The sequence below is a fragment of the Actinomycetospora sp. genome (assembly GCF_036497245.1).
Taxonomy (GTDB): domain Bacteria; phylum Actinomycetota; class Actinomycetes; order Mycobacteriales; family Pseudonocardiaceae; genus Actinomycetospora.
Genome location: NZ_DASXJS010000063.1, coordinates 1 through 8,656, shown reverse-complemented (window position 1 = coordinate 8,656; position 8,656 = coordinate 1). Strand labels below are relative to the sequence as shown.

Here is an 8,656-nt window from a genome sequence, read left to right as displayed (position 1 = left end):
GCGACCGTCAGCGTGAGTCCGCAGAGGAGATCCACCGTGTACGTCGTCACCGGAGCCACCGGAGCACTCGGGCGCCTGGCCGTCGAGGCGCTGCTCGAGCGCGTGCCCGCCGACCAGGTCCGCGCCACCGGCCGTCGGATCGAGGCGCTCGACGACCTCGCCGCGCGCGGCGTCGACGTGCGCCGTGCCGACTACGGCGACCCGGCGTCGCTGGCCACGGCCTTCGCGGGCGCCACGCGGGTGCTGTTCGTGTCGGGCCTCGAGGCGGCACGGGTCGAGCAGCACCGGGCCGTGGCCGAGGCGCTGGCCGCGGCCCGCGTCGAGCTGGTCGCCTACACGAGCATCCTGCACGCGCAGACCTCGGACATGATCCTGGCGGCCGACCACGCAGCGACCGAGCGCATCCTCGCGGAGGTGGGCGTGCCGCACGTGCTGCTGCGCAACGGCTGGTACGTCGAGAACTTCACGGCGAACCTGGCGGCGGAGCTCGAGCACGGGATGGTCGGCGCCTCCGGCGACGGCCGGTTCGACGCCGCCACACGCGCCGACTTCGCCGAGGCCGCCGTCGTCGCGCTGACCGGCGGTGCGTCCGCGGGCGACGTCCTCGAGCTGGGCGGCCCGGGCTTCACCCGCGCCGAGCTGGCGGCCGAGATCACGCGCGCGTCGGGCCGTGAGGTCACCTACACCGACCTGACCGTGGCGGGCTTCACCGAGGCGCTGGTGGCCGCGGGGCTCCCGAGCGGCTTCGCTCCGGTGCTCGCCGACTCCGACCGCGGTGCCGCGGCCGGGCTCCTCGCCGCACCCGGCGACGACCTCGCCCGCATCCTCGGCCGCCCAGTGACCCCGTGGACCGCGGTGGTCGACGCAGCGGTGCGCGAGGTCGTCTCCCCGGTCTGAGCGTGCCGGTAAGGTCCGGTTCGTGAGCGCCGCCTCCGCCGAGCCCGCACCGCCGGGTCCCCGGCCCTACGAGAGCGTGCTGCTCGTCTACAACCCGAACAGCTCGGGCGGCGGCGAGGGCAAGGCGCACACCCTCGCCCGCGATCTGCGCGAGCTCGCCCCGTCGCTCGACGTCGCGCTCGTGCCGACGGAGTACGCCGGGCACGCCCGGCGGATCGCGGAGAGCGCGGCGCGGACCTACCGTCCGCTCGTGGTGTCGGTCTCCGGCGACGGCGGCTACAACGAGGTCGTCGACGGGGCGATGGCCGCGGGCGACGGGCTGCGCACCGGCACCGTCGTCGCGGTCACCTCGGCGGGCAACGCCAACGACCACCGTCGCATGACCCGGCGGCAGCCCCTCGCCGAGGCGATCGCCGAGGGCGTCGTCGAGAACCTCGACGTGCTGCGGCTGACCGTCGGGCCGAACCCGCCGCGCTACGCGCACTCCTACATCGGCCTGGGCATCACCCCCGTCGTCGCGCTCTCGATCGAGCGCAGCGGCAAGGGCTCGCTGCGCGAGATCGTGACCACGGGCCGGGAGTTCCTGCGGTTCCGGCCGTTCGAGATCGAGCTCGAGGCTTTCGAGGGGCAGCCCGACCAGGGCGTCGGTGTCGGCGAGTTCCTCGGCACGCACTGCTACGACAGCCTGATCATGGCCAACCTCTCCGAGATGGCGAAGTACGTGCGGCTCTCCGACGCGGGCGACCCGGCGGACGGCCGCTTCGAGATCGTCTCCATCCCCCACCGGGGGCGTTTCCGGCTGCTGCTCACGGGGATCCGGGCCGCATGGCGGGGGCTGGGCTGGCAACCGAGCGCCCGGCGCCTGCGCTTCCGCACGATCGACGTGCTCCCGCTTCAGCTCGACGGCGAGGTGATCACCCTGCCCGCGGACACCCCGGTGGTGATCGAACTGGTGCCGGGCGCCCTCGCCACGGTGCGCTGAGGTGAGCGCGGCGGAGGATCTCGCCGCCGAGCGGGCCGCGACGCGGGCCCGGATCGCCGCCCTCGAGGCCCAGGTGGCGAGCATCGTCGAGACCGCGTCCGCGAGCTCCGGCGACGACGAGCACGACCCCGAGGGCCAGACGATCGCCTACGACCGCGCCCAGGCGCAGGCCCTGCTCGACCGGGCGCGGGCGGACCTCACGGAGACCGACGCCGCTCTGGAGCGGCTCGCGGCGGGCACCTACGGCATCTGCGAGGTGTGCGGGCGGTCGATCCCCGGCGAGCGTCTGGAGGCCCGGCCCGCGGCGCGCCGCTGTGTCCGTCACGCGTAGGTCCGTCAGGGGGTCGTCATGTCAGCGATGCGGCATCGCTGACGTCAGATGTCAGCAACTCCGCATCCTCGGTGCGCTCAGGGCCGCTGGAACGGCACCCCGACCTCGCGCGGCGTCTTCTCCCCGGCCGCCGCGGTGAAGCGGGACTCCGCCTGGGCCGCGGCCTCGCCGTCGAGACCCGTCGGCCCGACGAGGCGTGCCACGGCCGGGAGCAGCGCCGCACGGTCGTCGTCGGCGACCCAGGTCAGCAGCAGCCGCTCCGCCATCCACGGCGTCAGCCGGGACTCGTCGGCCTTGGGCAGGATGACGTCCGCGGCCCACGTCGGGGCGAGGCCGAGGTCGTCGAGCAGCAGGCCGGCCACGACGCGGCGCAGCCGGGAGACCCCGGTGCGGTAGAGGTCCTGACGACGGACGCGGTTGCGCAGCATCGTCGCCGCGCCGAGGTCGAGCAGCCGGAGGCCGCTCCCGGGGTGCGCAGCGCCGCCGAGCGCGGGGAGCACCTCCGGGGCGGCCCACCAGGCGACCAGCCCGGGAGCGCCGGGCAGCTCCGCCACGGTGTCGTCGAGGGCGCCCGGCACGGTGGTGAGCGCGGTCGCGGCCTCCTCGGGGGTCATGCCCGTCAGTCTCCCGCGCGGGGCGAGGGGAGGATGCGGCCGCTCTAGGCGCCCGAGGGTTCCCCTCGTGCCGCGGAACCGGCCGGCCGGGACCGCAAGGCCCCCGCCAGCGCCGCCGCGCCCAGCGCGGCCACCGGCACGAGGAGCAGCCCGGTGCCCACCGACGAGGTGTCGGCGATCGACCCGATGACGGGCGGCGTCACGAGGAACCCCAGCCGCGCGAGGAACCCGACGACGGCGATCCCGTCACCGGCCCGCACCCCGGGGACCGTGCCCGCGGCCGCGAACGCGAGCGGGAAGAGCGTCGCCACCCCCAGCCCGGCCAGCGCCCAGCCCGCCACGGCCGCCACCGGGTGGGCCAGCAGCAGCGCCGCGAGCAGCGCCGCCGCCGCGACCAGCGCCCCGGTGCGCGCCACCCGCACCGCGCCGAACCGGTCCACGACGCGGTCCCCGGCGACCCGCCCCACGGTCATCGTCACCTGGAACGCCACGAACGGCAGGCCCGCGACGAACGCGCCCGCGCCGAGGTCGTCGCGCAGGTAGACCGCGCCCCAGGAGGCCGAGGAGTCCTCCACCGCGCCCGAGCAGACCATCAGGCCTGCGACGGCGAGCAGCGGCGCGACCGTCCGCCAGGAGGTCATCACGCCACGGAGGCCGGCGCCGGCGGGACGTCCGGTGGGGGTGGTGTGGTGCTCCGGGGGCAGCACCGCACGCCAGGCCACCGCCGACGTCACGACCAGCACCACCCCGACGACGGCCAGGTGCACCGTGACCGGGATCCCCAGGCCCGCCGCGCCCGCTCCGACGAGGCCCGCGCCGACCGCGGCGACGCTCCACGTGGCGTGCAGCCCGTTGATGATCGAGCGGCCGTAGCGCTCCTGCACGACGAGCCCGTGGGCGTTCATCGCGGCGTCGGTCCAGGCGTCGGAGATGCCGAGGACGAACAGCGCCCCGGCCAGCGCCCACCACGACGGCGCCAGCGCCACCAGGGGGAGCAGCGCCGCCCCGCCGAGCGACACCCCGGCCGCGACCCGTCCGCTGCCGAACCGGGCGATCAGCGGCCCGGCGAGCACACCGACGATCAGGGCCGCGCCCGGGAACGCGGCGATCGCGGTGCCGAGCTCGGTGTTCGAGAGCTCGAGCCCGTCGCGCAGGCCCGGGAACCGGGGGACGAGCGAGTTGTAGGTGGCGCCGTTGACCGCGAACAGGGCCATCACGGCGCCGCGGGCACGGCGGTCGGTCCGGGTCGGAAGACCCGTCACGAGGTCCACGTGTCGGCGCGGCGTGCCACGGCGTAGGTCTCCTCGACGGCGGCCGCGGAGAGCCGGTCGCCGCGGCTGCGCAGGGCTCGGGCGAGGTCGCCCGCCCGGGCCATGATGACGCCGCGCGGGCGGGTCTGGTTCACGATCGTGGCCCCGACGACGGCGATGACCGGCAGCACCGGGGGCGGGTCGAGCACCTCGTCGAACCCCGCGGCGATCGCGATGGCCTCGGCGAGGCGGTCGTGCACCTCCTCGGCGAGCGTGCGGATCCGGGCCAGGTCGACGTGCGCGCCGTCGACGTCGATGCCGGTGGCGGAGGCGTGCACCTTCGCCCCGGGCTGGTGGCGGACCTCGACGACGAACACCCCGGGCGGGCCGATGACGAGGTGGTCGATGGTCACCGTCTCGCCCCCGACGGTCAGGTCGACCCCGTGCAGCATGTGCCAGCGGCCGCTGCGTCCGAGCTTGCCCGCGACGGGCGCCTCGACCTCGCGGCGCAGCGCGTCGGCGACGGCGTGCCTGCCGTCGGCCTGCAGCCGCAGCTCCGTGTCGCGCTGCCGCTGACCCGCCGCGCGGGCGCGGGACGCGGCGCGCAGCAGGCCGTGGTCGGGGCCGTGGCGGGCGACGTCGTCGAAGTCGTCGTACCGCTCGGTCTCGTCGTGGGTCGACCGGCGTCCGGTGTCGGTGAAGGCGTCGGCACGGAAGCCGTCGGCGCTGTCGGCAGACCAGCCGTTCGACGGAGTGGGCGTGCCCGCCTCGAGGGCGGCGGCCGGCTCCTGGCGTCGGGCGGGCGGGCCGGGCCGTGTGCCCCCGCCCGCGCGGCCTCCCCCCGCAGGGCGGGGGAAGCGGAGCGTGTCCGTGAGGCGCTGCTTGCGGCCCCCCGACCGCCCGTCGTCGGCGGGGAATCCGGGGAACCGGTCCATCCCGTGCGCCTCGAGCCACTCGTCCAGCTCGGCCACGAACGTCGCGCGGAACGACGGCGCGACGTCCGAGACCTCCCCGGTCTCGAGGTCGTAGGTGCCCAGTCGGCTGCCGTAGGGCGAGGTGACGACGATCCGGTCGCCGCGTCCCAGGCGCGTCCGGCGAGCGGGCATCAGGCCTCCCGTCCTTCCTGGCTGTCGAGCCAGCGGGTGATGTTGTCGTGCTCCACGCGGGTGAGCTGGCGGACCCCGTCGGCCACCACGCCCTCGATCAGTGCACCCGCCAGCGGGATCGTGACCGTGACGTCCACGTCGACCGCCAGCCTGCAGCCCGACCCGGACGTCCCGGACACACTCATGGTGCCCTCGGCGCGGACCGGGGCCATCGGAACCGCGACCTCGACCTCCCCTGCGCAGCACGACGGCGAGAGCCGCCACCGCTCGGTGCGGCGCAGCACCAGGCCGCCGGTGAGCAGCCGGCCGATCGCGGGCGGCACCTGGCCGGTGGGGACCGGCTGGCGCACGACGACCTCGACGGTCCCGTCGTCCGGGGTCCCGGTGGTCCGGTGACGCTCGACCTCGCCACCGCCGCCCGCGTCGAGCCGGGCGCGGTGGAACGCGGGGTCGGCCAGCGCGACGGCGAAGTCGGCCACGTCGTGGGCGTAGTCCCGGGTGGCCCGCAGGCGGGTGGTCACGGGCGGTCACCCTAGGTGCCGTGGCGCCCGCTCACGAGCGGTTCGAGACCGACCCGATCCATGCGAACATGTGTTCGTGTCCGGGGTGCGCGGCGAGGAGCGGAGCGGCGGGGGTCCGGCGGCGGCCACGATCCTGCACGCCGACCTCGACGCCTTCTACGCCTCGGTCGAGCAGCGCGACGAGCCGGACCTGCGCGGGCGCCCCGTCATCGTCGGCGGCGGCGTCGTGCTGGCCGCCAGCTACGAGGCCAAGGCGGCGGGTGTGCGCACCGCCATGAACGGCCGCCAGGCCCGCGCGCTGTGTCCGGGCGCGGTCGTCGTGCCGCCACGGATGGAGGCCTACTCGGCGGCGAGCAAGGACGTGTTCGCCGTCTTCCGGGACACCACGCCGCTCGTGGAGGGCGTCTCGATCGACGAGGCGTTCCTCGAGGTCGGGGGCCTCGCCCGCCTCGTCGGCTCCCCGAAGGACATCGCCGCACGGCTGCGCGGCCGGGTCCTCGCCGAGATCGGCCTGCCGATCACGGTCGGCGTGGCGCGCACCAAGTTCCTCGCGAAGGTGGCCAGCGGGGTGGCCAAGCCCGACGGCCTGCTCGTCGTCGACCCCGACCGCGAGCGGGAGTTCCTGCACCCGCTGCGGGTGGAGCGGCTGTGGGGCGTGGGCACGGTGACCGCGGGACGGCTGCACGTCATGGGCGTCCACACCGTCGCGGACGTGGCCGACCTCGGGGAGCCCGCCCTGGTCTCCCTCATCGGGCGGGCGGCCGGGCGCCACCTGCACGCCCTCGCCACGTTCTCCGACCCGCGCGCGGTCACCCCCGGCGTGCGGCGGCGCTCCATCGGTTCGCAGCGGGCGCTGGGGCGGGGCAGACGTTCCCCCGAGGAGCTCGACACCATCCTGGCCGGGATCGTCGACCGGCTCGGCAGGCGGCTGCGCGACGGCGACCGTGCGTGCCGCACCGTGGTGCTGCGCCTGCGGTTCGACGACTTCACCCGCGTGACCCGCTCACACACCCTGCGCGCGGCGACGACGCAGACCACGCCCATCGACGAGGCCGCCCGCGAGCTGCTCGGTGCCGCGATGCCCAGCATTCTCGACCGCGGGATCACCCTGATCGGCCTCTCGCTGGCCAACCTGTCCGGCGACGACCGCGAGCAGCTCGAGCTGCCCCTCGACGCGCGCGAGGAGCCCCGGCCCGCACTGGCCGGCGCCGGGACGGACGACTCGCCGCGCGATCCCCGGGCGCTCGACCGCACGCTCGACGCGGTCCGGGCCCGCTTCGGGGCGGCCGCGGTCAACCGGGCGACCCAGCTCGGGCGGGATCCGGGCGTCTCGGTGCCGGTGCTGCCCGAGCACGAGTAGCCCCGGCGGCTCCCTCCGGGAGTCGTTCGGATCTTGGTCTCGGATGTCTCCCTCTGAGACACGGTGGCGGGCCCACGACCGGGCACCGTGGCCCCTGAAAGGCCTCTGACCTGCGGCGAACGGTCATTCGGCCGAGTTCGGCGGTGATGTGCAGTATCTGCACATGCAAACGGTGATGTTGACCACACCGTTCGCCGGGCGTTCAGTGACACCCGTCTCGCCGGGCCACTCGGCGTCGGAAGCAGAACGGCCCGACCGCCACCGGGCCGACCCGGGACGACCGGGGGACTCCGGATCACCACGGGCGAGCGGGAGGGAGGCGCGCATGACGGATCGCACGAGCACCCGCGACGCCGGTACCGGTCGCTCCCTCAAGACCGCGGCCGAGGCGCTCGCCGCGCTCCGATTCCTCGGTGCCGCCCCGAGCGGGGTCACCGCGGAAGCGCTCGGCGTGGAGCTCGGGAAGAGCGCGGCCACCGCCCGCTACCTCCTCAACACCCTCTGCCAGGAGGGTTACGCCCGCCGCGAGGGCCACACCGGCATCTACCGCCTCAGCGACGCCCCGCCGTGGGGCGACGCGTGGGGCGGTCTCCTGTCCGACGGGTCCCCCGTGGAGGCCGACGACGAGCCCGGGGTCGCCGAGGTCGTGGACCTCGACGAAGCCCGTGAGGCGCTGCGCCCGCTGCGTCGCGAGGACGACCCGGTCAGCCGGTACGAGCTCCCGGAGAGCCTCGCCGACGCGGTCACCGAGCTCTACTGGCGGACCCGGCAGCGGTCCTATCTCGCCCGGTGGGACGGCGACGCGACGGTCATCGTCGACGCCCGCGGCCACCAGGGCCTCGCCCGCATCCCCGACCTGCGCGAGCGCATCCCGGTCGCCCAGGCCCACGCGCTGGCCGTGACGAAGGCGCTGGTCGCGACGTCCTCGGAGATCGAGGAGCTGCTCCTCGCGCAGACGGACCGGCAGGCCTTCACGGCCACGACGATCACCACCACCCCCGGCCTGGCGCGCGAGCTCGCGCGGGTCCGTCGCGAGGGCGTCGCGATCGACCGCGAGGAGTTCGCGGAGGGCTTCTGCTGCGTGGGCGCGCCGATCCTCGCCCCCGACGGCCGGGTCGCCGCGAGCATCGCCGTCTCCAGCCCCGCCCGGCGCTTCGCGGAGGACTCGGTCGCGCTGACGGCGGCCGTCCGCGAGGTCGCCGCGACCGCGATGCGCGACTGGCGCGCGCGGGTCGCCGTGACCGGCACCGCCGCCGCCGAGCGGCAGGCGGGCGGCCGGGGGGATCACCCAGACCACCGGGCCGAACCCATCGGACCGGGAAGGACCGGCCCACCGAGGAGGTGAGAGTCAGGAACGACCCCGGCCCGGATCGACCCGGGCCACCGGAGAGACCGACACCGGTCGGTTCTCCACCATCGGACTCGATCGAGGAGGAAAGATGAGCCGTCAGAGTTTGGCGAAGGCTCACCAGAAAATCCAGGAACTCTCCTGGGAGCCGCAGTACCACGAGCCGTACATGAAGTACGGCACGGACTACACCTTCAAGAAGGCCGCGAAGAAGGACCCGCTCAAGCAGGTCCTCCGGTCCTACTTC

Annotated in this window: 9 protein-coding genes; 5 read left to right on the top strand and 4 right to left on the bottom strand. The window is 75.4% G+C overall.

Translation table 11 applies throughout. From position 1 onward, the window contains the following. The first annotated feature begins 36 nt into the window (after window positions 1–36). The 3 genes from VGI02_RS06970 to VGI02_RS06960 are packed head-to-tail and all read left to right on the top strand — an operon-like array spanning window position 37 to window position 2,210. Complete coding sequence (locus tag VGI02_RS06970) at window positions 37–897, top strand: NAD(P)H-binding protein (RefSeq protein ID WP_331626562.1); 861 nt, start codon at window positions 37–39, stop codon at window positions 895–897. Between the two features lie 22 nt (window positions 898–919). Beyond that, the gene (locus tag VGI02_RS06965) at window positions 920–1,879 is read left to right on the top strand and encodes a diacylglycerol/lipid kinase family protein (protein ID WP_331626561.1); all 960 of its coding nucleotides are present in this window, start codon (window positions 920–922) and stop codon (window positions 1,877–1,879) included. Between the two features lies 1 nt (window position 1,880). After that, complete coding sequence (locus VGI02_RS06960) at window positions 1,881–2,210, top strand: TraR/DksA family transcriptional regulator (protein WP_331626560.1); 330 nt, start codon at window positions 1,881–1,883, stop codon at window positions 2,208–2,210. Window positions 2,211–2,287: 77 nt separating this feature from the next. Here VGI02_RS06960 and VGI02_RS06955 read toward each other — a convergent pair whose 3' ends face one another. The 4 genes from VGI02_RS06955 to VGI02_RS06940 are packed head-to-tail and all read right to left on the bottom strand — an operon-like array spanning window position 2,288 to window position 5,701. Continuing rightward, a complete protein-coding gene (locus VGI02_RS06955; protein WP_331626559.1) occupies window positions 2,288–2,824 on the bottom strand; it encodes a hypothetical protein in 537 nt (178 codons plus the stop codon). 44 nt (window positions 2,825–2,868) lie between these two features. Beyond that, window positions 2,869–4,086: an MFS transporter gene (locus VGI02_RS06950; protein ID WP_331626558.1), complete on the bottom strand. Its 1,218-nt coding sequence runs from the start codon at window positions 4,084–4,086 to the stop codon at window positions 2,869–2,871. Continuing rightward, on the bottom strand, window positions 4,083–5,180 hold the full coding sequence (locus VGI02_RS06945) for a nuclease-related domain-containing protein (RefSeq protein WP_331626557.1): 1,098 nt from the start codon (window positions 5,178–5,180) through the stop codon (window positions 4,083–4,085). Before VGI02_RS06945 ends, VGI02_RS06950 begins: the two co-directional genes overlap by 4 nt. Then, a complete protein-coding gene (locus VGI02_RS06940; RefSeq protein ID WP_331626556.1) occupies window positions 5,180–5,701 on the bottom strand; it encodes a DUF2505 domain-containing protein in 522 nt (173 codons plus the stop codon). The genes VGI02_RS06945 and VGI02_RS06940 overlap by 1 nt, the downstream gene beginning before the upstream one ends. Before the next feature lie 76 nt (window positions 5,702–5,777). Here VGI02_RS06940 and dinB point away from each other — a divergent pair, with 76 nt between their 5' ends. Both dinB and VGI02_RS06930 read left to right on the top strand, forming a co-directional pair. Continuing rightward, entirely contained in the window at window positions 5,778–7,061 is a 1,284-nt protein-coding gene (gene dinB, locus VGI02_RS06935; RefSeq protein ID WP_331626555.1) for a DNA polymerase IV, read from the top strand. Between the two features lie 325 nt (window positions 7,062–7,386). Then, entirely contained in the window at window positions 7,387–8,406 is a 1,020-nt protein-coding gene (locus tag VGI02_RS06930; protein WP_331626554.1) for an IclR family transcriptional regulator, read from the top strand. Window positions 8,407–8,656 lie beyond the last annotated feature (250 nt).